17 protein-coding genes are annotated in these 21,894 nt (G+C 41.7%); 2 read left to right on the plus strand and 15 right to left on the minus strand.

The window, feature by feature from the left end; all coding sequences use genetic code 11:
• Positions 1-65 precede the first annotated feature (65 nt).
• The 14 genes from BN3456_RS03080 to BN3456_RS03145 form a co-directional block, all read right to left on the minus strand.
• Complete coding sequence (locus tag BN3456_RS03080; RefSeq protein ID WP_242862785.1) at positions 66-2,966, minus strand: AAA family ATPase; 2,901 nt, start codon at positions 2,964-2,966, stop codon at positions 66-68.
• Positions 2,967-4,004: 1,038 nt separating this feature from the next.
• Positions 4,005-5,909: a methionine--tRNA ligase gene (gene metG / locus BN3456_RS03085; RefSeq protein ID WP_089982699.1), complete on the minus strand. Its 1,905-nt coding sequence runs from the start codon at positions 5,907-5,909 to the stop codon at positions 4,005-4,007.
• Positions 5,910-6,346: 437 nt separating this feature from the next.
• Positions 6,347-7,753 (minus strand): FAD-binding oxidoreductase, encoded by a 1,407-nt coding sequence (locus tag BN3456_RS03090; RefSeq protein WP_089982700.1) that lies wholly within the window; start codon positions 7,751-7,753, stop codon positions 6,347-6,349.
• Between the two features lie 2 nt (positions 7,754-7,755).
• The gene (locus tag BN3456_RS03095) at positions 7,756-8,949 is read right to left on the minus strand and encodes an electron transfer flavoprotein subunit alpha (RefSeq protein ID WP_089982701.1); all 1,194 of its coding nucleotides are present in this window, start codon (positions 8,947-8,949) and stop codon (positions 7,756-7,758) included.
• A 16-nt stretch (positions 8,950-8,965) separates the two neighbouring features.
• Positions 8,966-9,754: an electron transfer flavoprotein subunit beta/FixA family protein gene (locus BN3456_RS03100; protein WP_089982702.1), complete on the minus strand. Its 789-nt coding sequence runs from the start codon at positions 9,752-9,754 to the stop codon at positions 8,966-8,968.
• 194 nt (positions 9,755-9,948) lie between these two features.
• Positions 9,949-10,644 (minus strand): FadR/GntR family transcriptional regulator, encoded by a 696-nt coding sequence (locus BN3456_RS03105; RefSeq protein ID WP_242862786.1) that lies wholly within the window; start codon positions 10,642-10,644, stop codon positions 9,949-9,951.
• On the minus strand, positions 10,610-11,167 hold the full coding sequence (locus tag BN3456_RS03110) for a transcription repressor NadR (protein WP_347457734.1): 558 nt from the start codon (positions 11,165-11,167) through the stop codon (positions 10,610-10,612). The genes BN3456_RS03105 and BN3456_RS03110 overlap by 35 nt, the downstream gene beginning before the upstream one ends.
• A 126-nt stretch (positions 11,168-11,293) precedes the next feature.
• Positions 11,294-12,268, minus strand: coding sequence for an NYN domain-containing protein (locus tag BN3456_RS03115; protein WP_089982703.1), 975 nt, complete (start codon positions 12,266-12,268; stop codon positions 11,294-11,296).
• A complete protein-coding gene (yfcE, locus tag BN3456_RS03120; RefSeq protein ID WP_089982704.1) occupies positions 12,244-12,798 on the minus strand; it encodes a phosphodiesterase in 555 nt (184 codons plus the stop codon). The genes BN3456_RS03115 and yfcE overlap by 25 nt, the downstream gene beginning before the upstream one ends.
• Before the next feature lie 206 nt (positions 12,799-13,004).
• Positions 13,005-13,682, minus strand: coding sequence for a TIGR00266 family protein (locus BN3456_RS03125; RefSeq protein WP_089982705.1), 678 nt, complete (start codon positions 13,680-13,682; stop codon positions 13,005-13,007).
• A gap of 96 nt (positions 13,683-13,778) precedes the next feature.
• Complete coding sequence (locus BN3456_RS03130) at positions 13,779-16,475, minus strand: cation-translocating P-type ATPase (RefSeq protein ID WP_176699086.1); 2,697 nt, start codon at positions 16,473-16,475, stop codon at positions 13,779-13,781.
• A gap of 103 nt (positions 16,476-16,578) precedes the next feature.
• Positions 16,579-17,025 carry a GAF domain-containing protein gene (locus tag BN3456_RS03135; protein ID WP_089982720.1) on the minus strand — a complete coding sequence of 149 codons (447 nt, stop codon included), beginning with the start codon at positions 17,023-17,025 and terminating at the stop codon, positions 16,579-16,581.
• Positions 17,026-17,051: 26 nt separating this feature from the next.
• Entirely contained in the window at positions 17,052-17,660 is a 609-nt protein-coding gene (locus BN3456_RS03140; protein ID WP_089982707.1) for a nucleoside recognition domain-containing protein, read from the minus strand.
• A 134-nt stretch (positions 17,661-17,794) separates the two neighbouring features.
• Positions 17,795-19,546 carry a DUF885 domain-containing protein gene (locus BN3456_RS03145; protein WP_089982708.1) on the minus strand — a complete coding sequence of 584 codons (1,752 nt, stop codon included), beginning with the start codon at positions 19,544-19,546 and terminating at the stop codon, positions 17,795-17,797.
• Positions 19,547-19,708: 162 nt separating this feature from the next.
• On the opposite strand from BN3456_RS03145, the gene BN3456_RS03150 reads away from it, so the two are divergent.
• Entirely contained in the window at positions 19,709-20,239 is a 531-nt protein-coding gene (locus BN3456_RS03150; RefSeq protein ID WP_089982709.1) for a spore maturation protein, read from the plus strand.
• Between the two features lie 59 nt (positions 20,240-20,298).
• A complete protein-coding gene (locus BN3456_RS03155; protein ID WP_089982710.1) occupies positions 20,299-20,970 on the plus strand; it encodes an ABC transporter ATP-binding protein in 672 nt (223 codons plus the stop codon).
• A gap of 78 nt (positions 20,971-21,048) precedes the next feature.
• On the opposite strand, the gene rsmI is transcribed toward BN3456_RS03155, so the two are convergent.
• Entirely contained in the window at positions 21,049-21,891 is an 843-nt protein-coding gene (gene rsmI, locus BN3456_RS03160) for a 16S rRNA (cytidine(1402)-2'-O)-methyltransferase (RefSeq protein ID WP_089982711.1), read from the minus strand.
• Positions 21,892-21,894: the final 3 nt, after the last annotated feature.

Raw genomic sequence — 21,894 nt, forward strand, 5'->3', positions numbered from 1 at the left:
CTATATACATAAAAACAGACAGACCCATAAAGAGCCTGCCTGCTGATTTTATGCTTTTATTTACCTTAAGCATTGAAATCTTTTTCTGTCAATATAATTCTGTCGGAATCATCTGTATTTTTCCCAAATACCCGCTTTACCAGTTTCTTGGCGGATGCCTTCTGTGAGTGGTCCATAGCACTGTCCATGACATCCTTTACCTCAGCAATCGATACCGCATGGTCTTCCCTCTGCAGAGCATCAATTCTGCTGTAAAGTGCCAGGATTCCCATCTCATCGATCCGATAGCCATTTTCCTGGGCATAGGTCTGGCCGAATGTTACAAGTTCATCATTAATAAAAACAGGTACCTCCAGGCGGGCTGTAAACTTTCTGCGGAACTGCCTGTTAGATGAGAGCAGTCTGTCCAGAGGTTTTCTCTGTTCCTCAAGTACAATCAGCATCTCTCCGGTATCTTGTTCCATAGCCTTGTTCATCCTTGCCACTGTTTTCTCATTCAGCTTACCGGCCTTTTCAATAATCAATGCCCCGCCGTGAAGCTTTGCAAATATATCGCTGATCCTTTTCTTGTTCAGTGAATCACCTGTTATAATTGCCACTTTGCCCTGGTGGATATCTCTTTGTTTCTGAATCGCCTTCACAACATCTACAGCCAGAACAGTTTTTCCATTTCCTTTATTTCCTATAATCAGTAAATTACCTGTATTGGAAGTTCCCTGTCGATTTGTACAATTGCGGTCCTGTTCAAGAACATCCACAAGCTGTTCGCTCATTCCTCTCACAGGCACAAAATATGAAAACAGCTTCTTCTGTTCTTCTGTAAGCCCTGCCCTCGTTCCGACACCACTCTGGGTTTCCAGTTCATAGCGTCCATGTACAATGAATCCAGTATCAGACATTGAAAGGGCATTGGAAATATCGTCCAGGGGAAGTGGTGCTGTCTTTCCTGTAGCAATCAGCTTCGCCGTCTCCTTACGGCTCAGCGGAGTTGTCGCAGACATAATATCTATACCATCATCGTCATCATCAGGAATTTCCCTGTCATCCGGTTCGTTGATATGCTCTGGCTTCGGGCGGAATTCTTCTTCAAAGCTGGCCTCAATATCTTTCAGATCATCTTCGGCGATTATCCGGTCACCATACTCATCATATTTCTCTTCAGGTTCCTCATAATCCCCCTCGTCAAAATCTTCTTCCAGTTCCTCATAGTCATCTTCGGAATAGTCTTCTTCAGGCTCCTCATAGTCCTCCTCATAAGAACCTTCTTCCAGTTCCTCATAGTCATCTTCGAAATAGTCTTCTTCAGGCTCCTCATAATCCTCCTCGTAAGAACCTTCTTCCAATTCCCCATAGTCATCCTCGGAAGACTCTTCTTCCGATTCGTCAGACCTTTCATCATAAAGTTCTTCTTCAGGATCATCTTCAATCAACTCATCATCAGTTTCTTCAACTTCCTCCGGCAGGTCATCAACAAAATCTTTTAGTTCATCTTCCATATCTTCTTTAGCGGATGTCCTTGTCTGCACCGGCTCTGTCTCTTCAGGGAACACTCCCTCAATTTCATCGATCATACGCTGTATATCTGTAGGCAGTATTGTCTCCGACTCAGCCTCTTCTTTTTGCTTATCTTCCATCTTAACCTCTTCTATCGGTTCTTCTTCTCTGTCCCAGCCCGACAGAATATCTTCAATACTAATCTGTCCATCAACCTGCTCGTCGTCTTCCGGCACACCAGACTCTGCTCCTGCATTCTCTGGTTCTACATCTTTTGGCTCTATATTTTTCGGTTCCTTATCTTCAGAATCTATATCCTCAGGTTCTGGATTCTTAGCATTTACAGCTTCAGATTCTTCAACTTTCTCATCCTCCTCAAACGGTTCTGCCTTTAGTTCCTCCAGATCTGTGTCAAACGACTTTTCTTTATCACTTTTCCCTGTAAGTTCATTTACAAGCTCGAGATCTATTACTGACTCAATCTCTTCAATTTCATCCTCCAGACCAGAAACATTTTCATCATTCTCTGATGTGTCGTCATTATCTGATTCATTTTTGTCTTCAGCCATGTTTTTATCCTTAGGCTTCAAAAGTCTCTGCAAAGCATCCTCCAGTTTCATTGTACTGCCGATGCCCTTTTTAGTCAGCTTCTGTATACTCTTGTCTTCATTGGCCGGTTCTGATTCGTCAATAGACTTCTCAGTCTCTTCCTCCGGAACCTGTTCCTCGGGAGCAGCTTCTTCAGCAACTTCCCTAATTGCCTTTTCTTCTCCAGTCTTTATATTATTCTTGGCCGCATCTATCATGCTTGCCTGATATTGTGTTAAGTCAGGAATTTGCTCTGTCTCCGCTTCAACTTTTTCATAGCGATGGTCATACCGCTCCTGCTGTGACGGAGTCAACGGCTTATACTGCATCTTTAATTCCATTGCTTTATAAACATACTTTCCCTCACTGAACCAGAGAATCAAATCATCACATTCCTCCAGACACTCTGCAGTCATTCCCGCTTCCTGGTACAACTTTGCAAGTTGAAATGCCCACTCTTCAATATATTCTGCTTTCTTAAATTCCTCAAGTGCCTCTATCTGCTGCTCAATTGGCGCTCTGCGCGCTCTAAGTATCTTATACTTTAAAACATGCTGGTTTGGATCTTTTGGAGCTATCTGCATAAAATCATCGTAATAATCTATGGCCTCATCCACATTGCCTGTCTTAAGCGCCAGCGCACACAAACGGTAAAGTACTTTCCTGCTGCCCTCTGCACGGTGATAAGCAATATTCAATACCTCATAACTTTTTTGATAATACCCGCTCTTTTCATATATATCGCTGACATTCATCAACATTGTTACATTTCTGACTCTTTTCCAGTCTATGACATCTGCAATCTCTGCCGCTTTACTATATGCACCGCTTTCCATAAGTTCAAGCATCTGTTCTGTCTTTAACTTATATTCGTACTTATCCACAGCACTCACCTCGTTAATATTATTTATACTCCTAATGGTTTTCAGGATAGTTAACTATATTCTTTATCCGGCATACGCCCGTTTATACGCACCTGTGCAGATAATTCTGAACCTAGTTTACCATAAGCACCCCATAATGTCAAAAAAATGCATCCTCAATTAGCATTGAAGATGCATTTTAATTTTTATTTAGTTTTCTCATAATATATATTTTATAAATCAGAGAAATCGTCTGATTTGTGTTCCTGTAAGACCTTTACCACTTTGTCTATTGAAACTTCAATCTGTTTATTAATACTGGCTTATTTAACCTCCTGTTTCAATATCCAAATTAGTTTATAACTAAAATCCGGTTACTTTCGTTCCCGGTGCCGATTCATAAGTTCTAAGTGTAATTCTAAGTTATTCATCCTATAACCTTTTGTCTTCTGCAGTATTGTGCTGCAATATTCCAAAAGACTATTACGCTATTTATCCTATAACTCTAACACTTCTTTGAAACGACATCCTCTTCATGTTTCTTTACACATTTGAGAACTTTTGTTATACGTGGTATCTATATTCAATACATTGGCAAATGTTAAATCATTGTTGTTCATCCAGTTTCTTGAACTCTCCGATTAGAATTATTATTATTCTATGTACTGGACTCCTTTATCTTTAGTTGGTAAAGGTCTCTTCTTCACAGGAACCTTCATCTGCCGTACCACTAACATATTGAATTGTAAATGATGCTACACTGTCCATTGGACCTCTGCCTCCTTATGCTAATATTTAATCAATGAACATCTCTTATTTGATGTTCTATTTGATAATATCCTTTAAGAGACTTTTAATATCTCTTTTGGATTGATTACATAGTAACATGGCTCGTTCTATTTGTCAATGCATTTTATATCATTTTCATAAATAAATTTATTATTGTATATTTTTTGGTGAATTGTCTGTATTATTACGGCTCTTGGTCAAGTTTTCTCCATTCTATTGTTAGAATTCGAAAACAATTCTGAAAAAGGGCGGTAAAAGGGTCTGACCCCTTTACCGTATTTCTGCTCCTGCAGGCATGTCTTTTTCTGGAGTTACTATTGACAGATTTCCGTCCTTGTCTTCTGCGCAGAGAATCATTCCTTCTGATAATACGCCTGCCAGTTTTGCAGGCTTTAAGTTTACAAGTACCATCACTTTTTTGCCGATCAGCTCCTCCGGCTTGTAATATGCTTTAATGCCGGATACGATTTGTTTTATCTGGCTTCCGATTTTTACCTGTGAGCATAGTAATTTTCTGGATTTTGGCACTTTCTCACAAGCTATAATTTCACCTACCTGAAATTGCATTGTTTCAAACTGATCAAATGTAATTTCTGGTTTTTCCTCTATATTAATCACATCTTCTTCCTCTTTAGCTTCTTCATTTACAGACGGATGAAGTTCTTCTACTTTCTTCATAACCTCGTCGAGATCCAGTCTCTGGAACAATATTTCCGGCTTCTCTGTGACATGTCCGCCATTTAACTGGGACAGGATTTTTTCGCCGGTGGAGGGCATAAAGGATTTAAGAAGCCCTGCACCTGTAGATATACTGTCTATCAAATTCCAGAGCACGGTTTCCAGTCTGTCTCTTTTTGCCTCATCCTTTGCAAGTACCCAGGGCATAGTTTCATCGATATATTTATTACAGCGTTTGAAAAGATTAAAGATTTCTGTGATTGCATCAGCAACACGCAGGTTATTCATTTTTGCTTCTACTGCCTTTGGCATTTCATCGGTAACTACTTTCAGGTCCGCGTCTACTTTTTCTGCTGCACCCTTGTCTGTCACCACACCGCCAAAATATTTGTTCGTCATGGATATGGTACGATTTACCAGGTTCCCCAGCGTATTAGCCAGTTCTGAATTCATGCGTTCTACCATTAATTCCCAGGTTATGACTCCATCACTTTCGAAAGGCATTTCATGAAGCACGAAATAGCGCACTGCATCCACGCCGAAGAAATCCACCAGTTCGTCTGCGTACAGGACATTTCCTTTTGATTTGCTCATCTTGCCGTCTCCCTGGAGAAGCCACGGGTGGCCGAAAATCTGTTTTGGCAGAGGCAGATCCAGCGCCATCAAGAAAATAGGCCAGTAAATTGTATGGAAGCGGATGATGTCCTTTCCGATCAGGTGCAAATCTGCCGGCCAATATTTTTTAAACTGCTTTGCTGAGTCTCCGTCGCAGTCATAACCAATACCTGTAATATAGTTTGTCAGGGCATCCAGCCATACATAGACAACATGTTTTGGATCGAAATCTACTTGTATACCCCAGTTAAAAGATGTCCTAGATACGCACAGATCCTGCAGGCCGGGAAGCAGGAAGTTATTCATCATCTCATTTTTGCGGGATACAGGCTGAATAAATTCAGGATGCTTGTTGATATGCTCAATCAGGCTATCCGCATATTTACTCATTTTGAAAAAATAGGCCTCTTCTTTTGCCGGCTGGACCTCACGTCCGCAGTCGGGACATTTCCCGTGTACGAGCTGTGACTCTGTAAAGAAAGACTCACAGGGAGTACAGTACATTCCTTCATAATAGCCTTTGTAGATATCTCCCTGATCGTACAGCTTTTTAAATATTTTCTGAACCTGCTTTTCATGGTCCCCATCTGTGGTACGGATAAACTTATCGTAGGAGGTATCCATTAGATCCCATATTCCCTTAATCTGACCGGCCACGTTGTCCACAAATTCTTTAGGGGTAATGCCTGCTTCTTCCGCCTTGAGCTCAATCTTCTGACCGTGCTCGTCTGTTCCTGTTTGAAAGAACACATCAAAACCCTGACTTCTTTTGTATCTTGCAATCGCATCTGCAAGAATAATTTCATACGTGTTCCCGATATGTGGTTTGCCCGATGTATAGGCAATCGCTGTAGAAATGTAATATTTTGGTTTTTCTGACATAGTAATCTCTCCTTTAGTATTATTGCGTAGTGCGCATCCCCCGGAAGGTTCTTGCATACCAGGAAACGAAGATTCCTAATATGTAAAAAACCGCCTTCTTACTATAATTAATATAGATAAGAAGACGGATCATTCCGTGTTACCACTTCTAGTTCATTCTGCCCTCACAGACAGAACCTTGTTAAGTGCATGCAGGCACCCCTCCGCTGTAAAGGGCGGATCCCCTCGCAGCCTTGCCGGAAAAAATATGATGCTCCCTGTTCGGTGCGCCGCTCAAAAGCCATGTTCACCTGCTTTTCATCCATCCCTCTCAGCTAAGGTTCTGCTATAGAACCGATGGGATTTCTCTGTAAGATATCCGGTAGGCTACTCTCTTTTTCATTGCGTTTGATTTTATTTGTCCTGTTAAAAAACAGTATCACAGCATTTTGAAAATGTCAAGGCTGAGCTACTTTATGAGGGTTCAAAATGTTTTTCGGATCAAATACCTTCTTAATACCATTCATAAGATTAATATTGTCTTCCGAAAGAGATTCCTTTAAATATGATTTCTTGGCATACCCGATGCCATGTTCCCCGGATACCTGCCCTTTAAGCTCGTATGCCTTTTTATAAATCTTTTCCATGGCAGCTTTCATCCCTTTTTCCCATTGCTCATCACTTAAATCATCTTTCAGGATGTAAGCATGAAGATTTCCGTCGCCTGCATGCCCGAAGCTCTTAATACGAACATCCACTTCATCGTGGAGACTGTGGAGATAGGTCACCATTTCATTGACACTGTTTCTGGGCACTACCATATCAACCTCATCCATATAGGTTGTGGATCCCTTAATGGCTTCGAGAAATGCACCTCTCGCTTTCCAAATAGACTCTTCTCTCTCTTCCGTATCTGAAATCAGCACATCCAACGCACCCTGGTCCAGACAGAGCCTTGCCACCTTGTCGTATGCTTCTTCAATTTCTTCAACAGAGTTACCGTCAAATTTCAAGAGTAGGTAAGCATCGGACTGTTTATCTGGAAATGCCTTGCCTAAATATTCTTCCGCATCCATGATAACTTCTCTCTGCATAAATTCTATGGCTGTCGGTATGGATTTTGATTTGATAATCAAAGGCACTGTATCGATAGCCTGCTTTAAAGTAGGAAATGGTATCAGAAGACTGATAACCTTTTTCGGCAGAGGTAAAAGTTTGAGAATAGCTTTTGTAATAAAACCAAGGGTTCCCTCAGAACCGATCACCAAATCCTTCAGGTCATATCCTGAGCTGTTTTTCACTACTTTTCCACCAAATTGTGTGATATCTCCATTTGGAAGTACCACTTCAAGACCCATTACATAGTCCCGGGTAACTCCATATTTTACAGCACGCATCCCACCTGCATTGGTGCTGATGTTTCCGCCGATTGTGGCTGATTTTTCGCCTGGATCCGGAGGATAAAAGAAATCGTGGTCTTCCACATATGCTGCCAGTTCCATAAGCAGAACCCCGGGTTCTACTGTAATTGTCAGATTTTCTTCGTCCAGCTCCAGAATCTGGTTCATCAGACTTGTGTCAATCATGATTCCCTGTTCCATTGCTACCGATGATCCTACCAGACCTGTCCCTGCGCCTCTCGGTGTTACCGGAATCGTGTTCTCGTATGCGTATTTCATAACTTTGGATATTTCTTCCGCAGATTTAGCCTGTATAACAATATCGGGATAGCTGCTGGTACCGCTTAGCTCATCATGGCTGTACTCTTCATTAATGTGCTCACCTGTCAGGATACGCTCATTATCTTTTATCATTTCTCTGATATAACGGATATCCGTTTCGTCTATCTTTTTATAATCCCCCATGGTTATGCTCCTTTCTTCTCTTCTATCTTTTGAATCAGCTGAGGAACCACTTCATAAAGATCGCCTACCATACAGTAATGTGCTGTCTTAAAAATAGGCGCCTTTGCATCCTTATTGATAGCAAATATATTTTCTGAGTGGTTCATACCTGCGGCAAACTGAACTGCACCTGATACCCCGCAGGTAATAATCAGCTTCGGCCGCACAGTACGCCCGCTTAAGCCAACCTGATACTTTGCATCCATCCATCCGTTTTCTACCATGGGTCTTGTACATGCCAGCTGTCCGCCCAGGAGATCCGCCAGTTTTTCCAGCATCTTCAGGTCTTCTTTTTTCTTTACTCCCCGGCCGGCAATAACCAGAACATCGGAGTTCTCTATAAATTTCTCTTTTTTCTTTGGTACAATGTCCAATACTTTTATATTTGAATCTAATTTTTTACGGTCAATTATACCGTTGACAATTTCGCCTGACTCCTGGTTCATACGTTCCGGTGCGTTCATAATCTTATATCTGACTGTTGCCATCTGTGGACGGTGATTTGGTGTCTTAATGTGCGCCATGATGTTTCCGCCGAATGCCGGTCTAATCTGGGACAGATCTGTATTTTCATTCATCTGAAGAATCGTACAGTCCGCAGTCAGCCCTGTTTTCATCCTGGCAGCAACTCTGGGTGCCAGCTGGCGACCTACGGTGGTTGCACCAACTAATATGGAAGAGGGCTTTACCTTGTTAATAAAATCTTCAAAAACAGCGGCGTAGGGTTCCATTTCAAATCGCCCCAATTCCGGTTCGTCGTAAACATAGATTTTGTCGGCACCGTAGTGTAAAAGCTCCCGGCTCTTTTCTTCGATATTACGGCCCATGAATAGTGCATATACGGGATAGCCAACCTCGTCTGCCATCTCTCTGGCCTTACCGATAAGCTCGAATGTGACCGGATGGATCACACCATCCACGTGATCCACATAGACAGCGATTCCCTTCCACTCATCTTTGTTTATCTCTTCCTTTACCTGATCCTCAACATATTCAACTGCGCCTTTGGCTCCCTTTTTTACACAGAGGCGGCACATCCTGCAGGCTGCATTGATGACAACCTTTCCATCCTGCTCCTCCATTGCTTTAAAAGGACATATTTGAATCAGTTCTTTATTATCCTTAATCTTCTCCTGATGTACGATTAATTTAGCCATACTCTTTTCGTCCTCCTTATGCGAATTTCATTTCTACTATTTTTTCAAATAGTTTTTCTGCCAAAACATCACCGGTGCCTTCCCATACTTCCTTCTTATCATTAACTTCCGGTGGGAATATCTTCTGCACTTGGGTTGGTGAGCCGTTTAAGCCGTAATGCTTCTCGTTACTATCCTGCATATCATCCAGTGACAATACCTGTATGTCACGGTCCTTTGTCTCTGTCTTTTTCACATAAGAGGGAAGCCTTGGCTGGAAAATATCTTTATCTACAGACAGCAGACAAGGGAATTTTACTTTTGCAACCTCTATTTCCCCGGGAAGATCCATGCTAACTGTAATTCCATCATTCTCAACTCTTTGTATCTCTACAATATCTGCTACACTGGGGATGCTGAGCCATTCAGATATTTCAGGCCCTACCTGGGCTGTATCTCCGTCTGTGGTCTGCTTCCCACAGAGAATCAGGTCGAAATCTCCGCAGGCTTTAATTCCCTGGGCCAGTGTGTAACTGGTGGCGAGAACATCTGCACCGCCAAATCTTCTGTCTGACAAAAGGGTGCCTCCGTCAGCTCCCATAGCAAATGCCTCGCGTATTACCTGCTTTGCCTGAGGCGGTCCCATAGATATAACCTGGATACTTCCTCCCATCTTTTCCTTAATCCGAAGCGCTGTTTCAAGAGCATACAAATCATAAGGATTCATCTTTGATGCTGCCCCGTCTCTTTTTAAAACACCTGTAACAGGATCCACCTCTACTCTGTTACTCTCGGGTACCTGTTTAATACAAACAAGAATTTTCATATATATAATCCGCCTTTCCTATATTACCATATTATCCATAAATTGGTTGTACCAATTTTCCCATAAAATAACTTCAGTCGTAAACTACTGAAGTTATTTTACTATTGGTGCCACCAATTCATTATATATTTAGTATAAAATGACGGTAATTATATGTCAATATTTGTTTATTTTTTCACGTGTATATTTATATTTTAACGATATTGCTGTCCCTTGTCCAAAATGTTATCTATCATGTCAAAATGCTCCCTTAATGCTTTTTGTCCCTTTTCCTCATTCTTTTCCTTCATACCTTGGACAAGCTCCCTGTGACACTCATTCAGCATTCCTTTTTGTTCCTCCGTGCGAAGAATTTCATACCTCATGTCTTTAATAAACTCATCGATAACTCCGGAACAGGCCTCCAGAATATTAAGAAGAAGCGTATTTCCGGACGCTTCTGCAAGTGTATAATGTATTCTTTTGTCTAATTGGGCATTTACTTTGTCATCCGTACTTTTATCCAATCTGGCTACGTACTCCTCCATCTGCTTAATACTTCTCTCGTCCCCATTGTCCAGTGCAAGCGAAAAAGCCAGTCTTTCCAGTGAGTATCGAACTTGACTGATCTGTCTGTGATCAATTTGATTCATGGCAGCCATCATCGCCATTGTCTCAGTTATACTCTTCTGAAATTCACAGGTAATATAATTGCCGGACCCTTGTCTGGAGGATATAATTCCTGCCATATCCATAATACGTATTGCTTCACGAACCGAATGTCTGCTGACATGCAGCATTTCTGCAATCTCTCTTTCAGGCGGCAGTTTATCCCCTGGCTTAAAATCTCCCGAAATTATTCTTTTCCTGAAGTGTTCAATTACTCTTGCATAAGCCTTTTGTTGTTCCATAATCTGATTCCTCCATATGCACAAGGTAGCCTTTTCTGCGAAGCATTTCTTCTATCATATCAAGGGTTTCCTCGTTCTCAGCCTCTACCCTGTGGTAATGATAATTTGATGTAATGTTTTTGAGAGGGCTGGACTTTCCTCTCCTGATATCTTCCAGAAATTCCATCACCTTTCTTCTGGAATTAATGTTAAGTTCAGCTTCCAGATGACCATATACCCGGTGATTAATCATCACATTTGCCACACAGCCTCCCAAGTCTACAATGGAACACAACTCCTGCTCCAGCTCCTCGTCTGTATGATGAACCTTAAATATTCTATACGCTACGTGAGGCATGTGCAATACATATCCACGGTTCGTAGACAAAATATCATAACCGGATGCCCGAATCAAAGCAATGTCCTGCACAATAACCTGACGGCTCACTTCATATTCCTTTGCCAACGTACTGCCGGATATCGGAACGGTACTACTTTTTATTTGATTGATTATTGCTTCCCTTCGCTCTAAACCTGTCATCATATGGTGCTGTCACTCCTTTCTTTTCGTTCATCTCTTTCAACTATTCCTACACGGCATGGGTGCTGAGGGGGTCAGTCCCTTTTGCAGTCCGTTTTCCAGCAATTCTGACAATTTAACGTGAATTTGTTAGTCGGCTTTTAAATTCTTGTTATAAACCGCCCAATTCTGTTCCCCGTCATCTCGAATCCGAATCTTAGAAAAACTTTGTATATATTGCTTAAACTGGGAAAACCCATAATCTCTTACTTTAAAATCCCCAAACTGATTTCGGATTTTATTTCCCAGAGTGCCCAATGACACACCCTGTGTACCTGCGTTTTGTACAAGCATAATAATATATTCTTCCAGCATATCTTCTTTACTTTTATCCTCATACAATGTGACACTAACCTGTGTTCCATCCTGAGTCAGATTCAGCTTCGGAAATGTTTCAAGAAACTTTGACAGCAGACTGTACCCGTAACGGCGCACATCGAAATCAGGGTATAGTTTGACCAGGCGACTCCCCACTTCACCCAGACCGGTTTCTCTGTCATTGTTCTGGTTTTCTGTAATAATCTTAACAACGGCCTCTTCTATCTCGTTCTTAGAAACCACATCCGTGTGATTCTTCTTATTTTCTCTGGCCGTTGCATGTACTGCACTCTTTTCTTCTTTTTCTATAGTATTATCTTCCAGCAGCAGCTCCAAAACTGTGAAAATGTCGCAGGCTTTTCTAAATGGTGCGGGAGTTTTATCCTCCCCCATGCCAATTACTGTCTTCCCGCTCTCTCGAAGTCGGCTGGCAAGCTTTGTAAAATCACTGTCACTTGATACCAGACAAAATCCTTCCAGGTCGCTTGTATAGAGCATATCCATAGCATCGATAATCATGGCAGAATCAGTGGCATTTTTGCCGTGTGTATAGCTAAACTGTTGTATCGGTGTGATAGAATTCTGCAGAAGTTCCTCCTTCCAGCTGGAATTGTACGTACTGGTCCAGTCTCCGTATATCCTTTTGTATGTCACATTTCCATATTTAGACAACTCGTCAAGTATGGGCTTGATATATTTCGCAGAAACATTATCTGCATCAATCAGCAGTGCGTATTTGTCTTCCATGTGTTGTACACCTCTCCATTCATATCTTTCCATTCAAATAAATGTTCATCATATATCATATAGCTATGCGCTGAATTCTCTTTTGGGATAGAAACCGAACCCGGGTTCATATAAATATATTCTTCTCTCTCTTCACATGCTGGAATATGGGTATGCCCATTGAGCAAAATGTCCCCCTTTTTCAACATTGGAAGATGGTCTGGGTTCATATTATGCCCGTGAGCGGCAAAAATTGTCTGACCGTCCAAATTCAACAAACAGTATTCTGCCATAATTGGAAACTTCAGCACCATCTGATCCACTTCTGTATCACAATTTCCCCGCACACACAGCAGATTCTCTCTGCCGGAATTCAGCATTCCTATCACCTCTTTGGGAGCATATTCTCTTGGCAGATCATTGCGTGGTCCGTGGTATAGAATGTCACCCAGTAGCAATAGCCTGTCCGCCTTTTCTCTCTCATATGCATTCAGCATCTGTCTGCAGTAAAATGCAGAACCGTGAATATCTGATGCAATCATCAATCTCATATAAAACTCCTTTCTCATCAATAGGGTCATCAAAAGGGTCTGACCCCTTTGCGGTTCGTTTTCAGAATATTCTAAAAACTTCCTTTTATATTACTTCTAAGTATAGTTTAAAGAAACCCCGGCCGTCAAATCATTTATTACTTAAAAACTAAAAAAACAGCTGGAAAGGTACTGATGTCTTTCCAACCGCTTTTGCTATCCTGCTATCAGGAGTCCCCGTTCGGTATGAATGGACGTATGGATGCTGCTACACTGGAGATTGGCATGGTCTGCAGCCAGATTTTGCCCGGGCCGGTGAGTACAGTATTGAATATCCCCTCACCTCCCAGCAATTTATTTTTCAGACCGGGCACCTGCTGTATTTCCATCTGCACACCCACTTCAAATCCGGCAACATTTCCCGTATCTACAATAATTTTCTGACCAGTCTCTAGCTGATATTCCACCAATTCTCCGTCAATCTCAATAAAGGCCACTCCTCTCCCTGACAACCTTTGCATAACGAACCCTTCGCCACCAAAAAGGCCTGCCCCCAGCTTTTTGTTAAAGTGAATCGAAAGCTCTATTGCTGCTTCAGACGCAAGAAATGCGCTCTTTTGCACAATCATTCCACTGGCAGGTGTGATTTCAAGAGGCAATATCTTCCCCGGAAAACTGGAACCAAACGCGATAAGTCCTGCTCCTCGTGCCTTATAAATGTTTTGAAACATACTTTCCCCTGAAAATGCCTTGGAAAACATTTTCCCAATGCCACCACCTGATGTATCCATCTGCATATTTGGACTCATCCAGACCATAGAGCCTTTTTCAGTAATCATTTGTTCCCCATCTTCAAGATGGCACACAACTATAGGGAATGCGCCCCCTTTAATCTCATAATTCATGTCTTACCTCCGTTTGAAGTTAGTGTTTACAGAACCCCTGAAACTACTACTATTTTTTATTTCAAGATTACTTCACAAATACTTTACTGTCAAGCTTCAGACTCTTTTTGTATCCGCAGGTTTTTTATGAATTTTGAGAATATTCTGAAAACCGCCCGCAAAAGGGTCAGTCCCCAAAAGGACAAATATTTCATGGGCGATAACCGGGAATATTGCAAGTATAATCAATCCCCCCCATTCTTCAAGTGAAAGTGCCGCTGTACCGAACATGTTGGTCAGAACCGGAATTTCTGTCACAGCTGCCTGCAGGAAAAGTCCCACGCCAAAAGCTGCAGCCATCACAGGATTAAACTCCCTCCTACGAGAAAATACGGATGTGTGTATATCCTGCATTCCCTGGGCGTGGAATAGCTGGGACATTCCCAGTACAGTAAAAGCATAGGTCTGCGAGCGTGTTAGCAGTTCTCCGGACTGAAATACCACAGAAATGTTTTCCAGTGTAAATGCCCTCTGCTGCTCTGCAAGTACCATCCATGGGATTTTTAAAAATGCGGTCAGGCTGATTGCCGCTATAAGACATCCGTAAAAAATGGTACAGGCAGTCCCTCCGTTTGAAAATAATCCTTCTTTTGCCTTTCTCGGCGGCCGTTTCATCAAGGCCTCTTTATCATTTTTGTCTACTCCCAGGGCCAGCGCCGGCAGAGAGTCCGTAATCAGATTAATCCATAAAATATGGCTTGCCTTCAGGGGCGAGGACATCCCCAAAATGACAGCAAAAAACATAGTAATTATTTCACCAAAATTTGAGGACAACAGAAATAAAACTGTTTTCCTGATATTTTCGTAGATACTGCGGCCTTCCTCTATAGCCTTTTCAATTGTGGCAAAATTATCATCTGTCAATATCATATCCGCCGCATTCTTTGCCACATCTGTGCCAGTGACTCCCATGGCAATCCCAATATCTGCCATACGCAGAGAAGGCGCATCATTCACGCCGTCCCCCGTCATGGCCGCAATGTTTCCGGTCTCTTTCAAGGCTCTTACAATGCGTACTTTATGTTCCGGTGACACTCTGGCAAAAACATTGATTTTCCTGAGTTTTTCTTTCAGCTTCACATCTGAAATTTTTTCCAGCTCTTCCCCTGTCATGCACTCATCTACTTTCTTTGCAATTCCCAGCTCCCTTGCAATTGCAAACGCAGTATCTATATGATCTCCTGTTATCATAACTGTACGGACAGATGCGTGTTTAAATTGCTCAACTGCAGCCTTTGCCTCCGGTCTGACGGGATCAATCATCCCTGCCAATCCAATAAAAGTCAAGCCCTCTTCACACACTTTCTTTTCCCCCTGCCTCATTGCGACGGCAAGGACTCTTAATGCCTGAGAGGAAAACTCATCCACGGCCTGACATATTTGTCTGCGATGTGAATCTGTCATTGATTGCACTTTCCCGTTTATCATAATACTACTGCACTTTTCGAGAACTCTTTCGGGAGCGCCTTTTGTGTAAGCTATAAACCCCTGGGATCCGTGGTGTACCGTTGTCATCATCTTACGCTGGGATTCAAAAGCTTTTTCCTCAACCCTTGGAAGTCTCTCCTCCAACCGCTCTGTTCCCTTCCCCGGATACCCTCGGGAAAACCTGAGCAGTGCCAGTTCTGTAGGGTCACCCAGCTCCTGTTGTTTTGTAATCACCGCATCATTACAGAGGGCCATGCCCTCCAGAAATTCTTCCGGCATATTGGAGGCTGTTTCACTAGCCTTGTAAATATGCTGATTTATATAATATCTGATGACAGTCATTTTATTCTGGGTCAATGTGCCTGTCTTATCAGAGCAGACAACATTCACCGCTCCAAGTGTTTCCACAGACGGCAGTTTTCTAACAATCGTATTGACCTTTACCATCCTGGATACACTCAAAGCCAGCACTATTGTAACAATTGCAGGCAGACCCTCCGGAACTGCTGCCACAGCCAGTGATATTGCAGTAATAAGCATCTCCAGAATATTTCGTTTCTGGAACACAGCAATGCCAAAAAGGGCGGCACACAAAAGTATTGATACAATACTGAGTACCTTTCCCAAATCTGCCAGCTTTTTTTGGAGGGGTGTAAATTCTTTGGGGACATCTTCAATAATAGAGGCAATTTTTCCAATCTCTGTCTCCATACCGGTTGCTATTACCACACCCTCCCCTCTGCCGCTGGTCACAAGAGTAGACATAAATACCTCATTTCTTCTGTCCCCTACCGGCAGTGTCTTTGATGCCTGAAAAGCAGCGTCCTTATTAACCGGAAGAGATTCCCCTGTCAGAGCAGACTCTTCTACCTTCAGATTCCAGGTCTTAATAAGCCGTAAATCTGCTGCAACTAAAGCCCCGGCTTCCAAAACCACTATATCTCCCCTTACCAGCTGTGACGCATCAATCTCCCGGATAACACTATCCCTGCGTACAACAGCCTTGGGGCTTGTCAGCTTTTTAAGCGACTCCAGTGCTTTCTGTGCCTTTCCCTCCTGTATCACTCCAACAGTAGCATTCACAATTACAACAACTGCAATAATAATAGCGTCACTGATTTCTTTTAGTAGAAAAGAAACCAGAGCTGCCACAAGAAGCACACAAATAAGCGGGTCATTCAACTGTTCCAGAAATGATTCTGCCGCTGTCTTTTTCCTGCCTTCCTTCAGAACATTTGGGCCATTTTCCTGCAATCTCTTTGCTGCCTCGTCCTCTCTGAGACCCCTTTCTTTATTTGTATGAAGCAAATCCACTATCTCCCGCATCGCCTTCTCTTCAAACAAAAAATATCCCTCCTTCTGCGCTTGTACAATATCCGTATAAATATCGGTATTGTATCTTATGCAGGAGAAGGGACAGTTAGTCCTACTAATTTGAAAACACATCTACAATCAATTCCAAATATTTCTCTAGATATTCCCGATCCACTGCATCATAATTCTCTGTCCTGTCACTATCAATGTCTAACACGCCAAGCAATTTTCCTTCTTTACACATTGGTACAACAATTTCTGACATAGCAGCTGAATCACAGGAAATGTAATTTTGGTGTTTCTTCACATTATTTACGATTAAAGTTTTTCTCTTTTCGGCGGCCTCTCCACAGACCCCCTTCCCGATTTGAATTCGTGTGCAGGATACATGCCCCTGGAAAGGTCCCAAAATCAATTCGCCGCCTTCATAGAGATAATACCCTGCAAATACTGTATTGTGCAGTGTCTCATTTAACAGGGCAGAAGAATTAGCCAAAGTTGCAATTCCATGGTTCTCTGCTTCCAAAAGCCCTTTCTGCTGTAATAATAATAGTTCGTACATTTTCCTTTTCTCCGTGGTATTCAAAATTATCTCCTCCTTTGATCCATTATCTTACAGTATACCACAGCCGCAACAGTACTCATAGCCGTAGCCACAATCCCCGCCCCTACAATTCCTGCCGGATTTACACTTCCATATTGGCTTCTGTAGGCAATTACATTTACCGGAATCAATTGCAGGGAAGAAATATTCATAATCAAAAATGTACACATTTCATTGGACGCTGTTCCCTGTTTCACGGTGTGAATTCCTTGCCTTCTCCGCTCCTTTTCCAAATCAGCCAGTGCAGACATACCCTGCAGGCCTGCAGGGGTTGCCGCCCAGCCCAATCCCAGAAAATTAGCGATAAAGTTTGTAGTTATATATTCATTTGCTTTATGTCCTTCCGGAATCTCAGGAAACAAAAAACGGATAAGCGGTCTCAACTTTTTTGATGCCATCTGAATAATGCCGGCTCTGGTAGCTATCTCCATTATCCCAACCCAAAATGACATCACTCCCATCATTGTAATACAAAGGGAGACAGCCTCTTTGGACGAATCCAGAGCGGCATTTGTGACATCCGGCATCTTTCCATTGAAGGCACCGAAAATGACCCCTACAATAATCATCCCTGCCCATAGATAATTTAGCATTTACTTTCTCCAAAAGTCTTTATATGATTTTATGAGCCCGATAAAATCAATATACCGATAAAATTTTGGCTTCACTTTTTGTAAGTGATGAGAATACGGATACCTTTTGCCTTAAATAAAAGGGAATTAAACTATCATTTATCCATGTTCTTCCACATATATTCCTCTACTAGTGCAAAGGGCGCCGGTCCTACCGACAAAACTGCCTCATGAAATTCTTTTTGACTGTAATTTTCTCCCTTCTTCTTTATCCATTCTTTCTTTAATTCCAGAAACTCCACATAACCTATATAGTATTTTAAGTAATTTCCCGGGGAACCAATAATCAGTTCATAAATTTTGTCGACTGTCTCTGCGTCTTTAATACCATAATTCTTAAAAAAAGCCATTGTATCTAGTCTATTCCAACCCTCATAGTGAATCCCCATATCTGCCAGCGCATACAGACCTAATATAATAGAGCTGTTTTTCTGCAGCATAATGGCCTGTTCCTTACTCAGCGATGAAAGATAATAACTGCACATTTCTGCATATGTAGCCCAGCCTTCCACATATCCTCCAAAGTTGAATATACTTCGCAGGGGATCCGGGTTTTTTCCTGCATAATATATTGTCTGGTACAAATGCCCCGGGTATCCTTCATGTGCAAGCGTTGTATAAAGAACAAGATTATTATTCATTTGGGCCTGATTGACATAAATTACATTTTCATCTGTATTGTCAATCGCCGGTATCATGTAAAATGCTGGACTTAAGTGCTTCTCCATCGCCTGGGGAACATACTTAATCTGAGTGACTGTTTCCGGAGGAGCCGGAAATGCTTCTCCAGTCTTTTTTTCCAGTTCATTGAGTATTGTAATGGGATTTTCTTCCTTCATCGCTGCTGTTTCTTTCGCCTCACTTCCGGCTTTCTGGAGTACAGACTCCATAGCTTCAAGGTCAGAAACAATCTGTTTTCTGGTCAGTTCTTCCATATCCCGGACAGAGCGGTCTGATCCCGTGTCTTCAGCTACTATCTGTTCATAGTATGCTTTTCCGTCAGGCAGATGGCATAGTCCCTCTTCATTTTTTCCCATGCCTTTCAGTTTCTGAACAGCCAAAATCAGTTGATTATACGCCGGCAGCACATAACCCTGCAGCATCTGGGCATTACTTTTGATATACTGGGTCTGTTCCTTAGGAGAAAGATCCAGTTGACTGATACGGTCCACAAATGTTGATATCAAGTAATTATTTTCTCCCATTTCCATAAATGATGTGCACTGGGAAATAACTGTATCTGCTGCAAAGTCTGCCATAAATAGGCCTGCATCGGACTTCTTTTTTTCTAACTCAATTATTGAATCAAAATATTGAGGCGTTGACTTCATTAGTTTCAGGTATGTATCCACATCTTCTGTATTATAAAACTGATATTCTGAAAGAAGTACAGGAAGCTGCGTCTGAATCCCACTGACCAGAGCCAGGGGCTCCTGATATAATAAATATTCTGTATTTTTTTCGGCTGTCTGTAAATAATAATCTAATACATCATAAGTCAGTTGATTTTCCACGGACAGCATATCATAAGAGAACTTTCCAAGAGCAGCCCGTAGGTTTTCCAGAGAGGCATACACAGTTTCGGAATCGGAAGAAATATCACCAAAGGATATAGGTGTTTCTTTTATTCCATAATTTTCAGGATTTTTTAATGAATAATGAAGGCTGATTGTATTTGAAGATACCTCCCGACAGAATAATTCTTTTGTAAATGATTGAAACGCTTTATTTTGGCCGGAACTTGTAATGGAACCACATCCTGTTAAAATGATAGAGGCGGTTATACAAATTGTAAGAAAGACGGACACAAGCCGTTTGGTTATATTTTTGGGAAATAGAAATGGCATAAAAACTCCCCCGAAATCTTTAGTTTATTTTATGAAATAATAATGCCTTATATACCTGTGCCACCATTTACCTCGTTTCCATTCGTTGTTTTACGAGAACAAACATATAAATCAGACAATATTAATATAAATGAAACAATACTATAAGCAGCTGAGGTGCTTATGCAGTTTTTCTTATACATTACAGATTTTATTGTCCCGTTTATCATTCTGGCTATCGTCACATATGGTGTCCTTAAAGGGACAAATGTCTATGATAATTTTATTAAAGGGGCCAAAAGTGGGTTTTTTACTGTGATAAAAATCATGCCTACATTGATAGGACTGATGGTGGCTGTAGGAATTTTAAGAGCTTCCGGATTCCTTGATTTTCTATCATCTATCATCGGACATTTTACTGCCTATATTGGATTTCCTGGGGATCTTGTCCCTCTTACCATCGTAAAAATGTTTTCTTCCTCGGCTGCCACAGGACTTCTTCTGGACATCTTTAAAGAGCATGGCACAGACTCCCGGCTTGGGTTGATTTCTTCTATTTCTATGGCATGTACAGAAACAATTTTTTATACAATGAGTGTTTATTTTATGACAGCAAAAATTAAAAAATCAAGATATACCCTGCCAGGTGCTCTTCTGGCCACCTTTGCCGGGCTGACAGCAAGTGTTATCTTGGCAGATATGATGTTAAAATGATTGTTTTGCCATGGGAGATATGCTAAGATTACATTACATAAATAGATGGAGGTGTTTCTATGGCAAGTGTGACATTTAAAAATCTGAATAAAACTTATCCAAATGGATTTGTATCTGTAAAAAACGTTTCTCTTAGCATAGAAGATGGCGAATTTGTCACCTTTTACGGTCCCAGCGGCTGTGGAAAGTCCACAATTCTGCGCATGATCGGCGGACTTGAAGATATCACCTCCGGTGAAATATATTTAGGAACCGAACTGCTCAATGATACCCTTCCCAAGGATCGAAGACTGGCAATGGCCTTTCAGAATTATATACTGTACAAGTATTTAAATGTATATGATAATATGTCCCTGGGACTACGGCTGCGCAACCTTCCCCGGGGAGTTATTGACACTCGTGTAAAGATAGCGGCTGAATTTTTAGGAATAGCCAGTGTAATTGACAAGAAGATAAAAGCTATCTCAGAAGCGGACAAGCAGAAAGTTGCACTTGGACGTGCAATTGTATGTGACCCAAAGGTACTTCTTGTAGATGAAGAATTTGCAAGACAGAGTGAACAGAGAAGAAGTGAAATGATTGCTGATATAAACAAAATAAATAAAGACAGAGGGATCACTGTGTTATATGTAACAAACGACTATGATGAAGCCATAACTCTGGGACACAAAGTCATCTTTATGAAAGACGGAGAGATAACGGAAGTCAGAAAGAACTGCAAAAGGGTCTGACCCTTTTGCAGTTCTTTTTCAGAATATTCTGTATATATTTGCTGAAAAGGTAACCACCTCTTTTGCGATCGAATTACTTTACTTTCTCTCAAGATAATTATAAATCTCTCGTTTCTGGACTCCACGGTCTCTGGCTACCTTCCTCATTGCCTCTTTCTTATCCATCCCCTGTGAGACATAAAATTTCATATGCTCTTCAATACTTGTTTCTTCCCATTGCCTCTGTTCTTCCAACACAACCTCTGCACGATTCCGGCCTTCAATTACAAGAACACATTCCCCCTTTGGTTCATTATTCTCATAATAATCAACAGCCGATTCAAGGGTTGTCGCAAATACAGTTTCATACCGCTTTGTCAATTCCCGACAAACCGTAACCTGTCTGTTCCCCAGATGTTCCAGAAGAAGCCTTAAAGTCTTCAAAAGCCGGTGAGGCGCTTCATACAAAACAATCGTCCGAAACTCTCTCTCCAACTCTTCCAAAACCCACCCCCGCTGTTTTTTATCTATCGGCAGGAATGCTTCAAAGGCGAATCGCCTGGTAGACAATCCAGACAACGTAAGAGCCGTAATACATGCCGCCGGGCCTGGTAAAGATGTTACCCGGATGCCGTTTTCATAGCATATTTTTACCAGTTCTTCTCCTGGATCTGATATTCCCGGAGTACCTGCGTCTGTAATCAGTGCTATATTCTGACCCTCCAAAAGCTTGTCTGCAAGTTTCCTGCCCTTCTCAAACTTATTATACTCGTGATAGCTGGTCATGGGTGTCCGTATATCAAAATGATTCAGAAGCTTTATACTGTTTCGTGTATCTTCCGCTGCAATTAAATTGACTTCTTTTAACGTTTTGATAGCACGAAACGTCATATCTTCCAGGTTTCCTATGGGAGTCGCACATAAAAATAATGTTCCCGGCATAAA

Origin of the sequence: Clostridium sp. C105KSO13 (genome assembly GCF_001517425.1) — a bacterium.
Lineage (GTDB): Bacteria > Bacillota > Clostridia > Lachnospirales > Lachnospiraceae > Muricomes.